Origin of the sequence: uncultured Paracoccus sp., from assembly GCF_947487305.1 — a bacterium.
Classification (GTDB): domain Bacteria; phylum Pseudomonadota; class Alphaproteobacteria; order Rhodobacterales; family Rhodobacteraceae; genus Paracoccus.
The window spans coordinates 1-722 of record NZ_CANKWH010000080.1; the positions used below are offsets into that span (position 1 = coordinate 1).

Here is a 722-nt window from a genome sequence, read left to right on the forward strand (position 1 = left end):
AGCATGGGTATGGACGGCAGCATGACCATGGGCGGGATGCAGGGAACGGATGGCATGTCCATGCAGGGCATGGCCGGGATGGCGATGGATCTGAATGATTTCGACTTCGACGCCTATCTGACCAATGATCGCACGCTGGCTGATCCCGAGGTCGTGCAGGTCGAAAAAGGCGGGCGGGTCCTGCTGCGCGCGATCAACGCCGCCGCCGCCACGGTGTTCTGGATCGATTGCGGCGCGCTGCCCGGGCGGCTGGTCGCCGTGGATGGCCAGCCGGTGCAGCCGCTGCCGGGCGCGCGCTTTGGTGTTGCGATGGGCCAGCGTCTCGATCTGGAGCTTGACCTGCCGGCTGGCGGTGGTGCCTGGCCGATCCTCGCGCTGCGCGAGGGGGCACATGAGCGCACCGGCCTGATCCTCGCCACGGCGGGGGCCGAGGTGAAGATGATCTCGGGCCTGGCGGACGAGGCCGCACCGGCCTTTGATGTGGATCTCGCCCAGGAGGCGAGGCTGCGGGCGCTGTCACCGCTGTCAGAGCGGGTCGCTGATGCGACGCCCGCGCTGATGCTGGGCGGCCAGATGCAGCCCTATCGCTGGACGATCAATGACCGCGTGTTCGAGGACCGCGTGCCCGTCACCGCCAAATCCGGTCAGCGGGTCGAGATGACCTTCCACAACATGTCGATGATGGGCCACCCGATGCATCTGCATGGCCATCATTTCCAGGT

Annotated in this window: 1 protein-coding gene; it reads left to right on the plus strand. The window is 66.8% G+C overall.

The features are described from left to right. The coding region (locus Q1A36_RS21340) for a multicopper oxidase domain-containing protein (protein ID WP_299848192.1) at positions 1–722 on the plus strand (722 nt) is incomplete at both ends.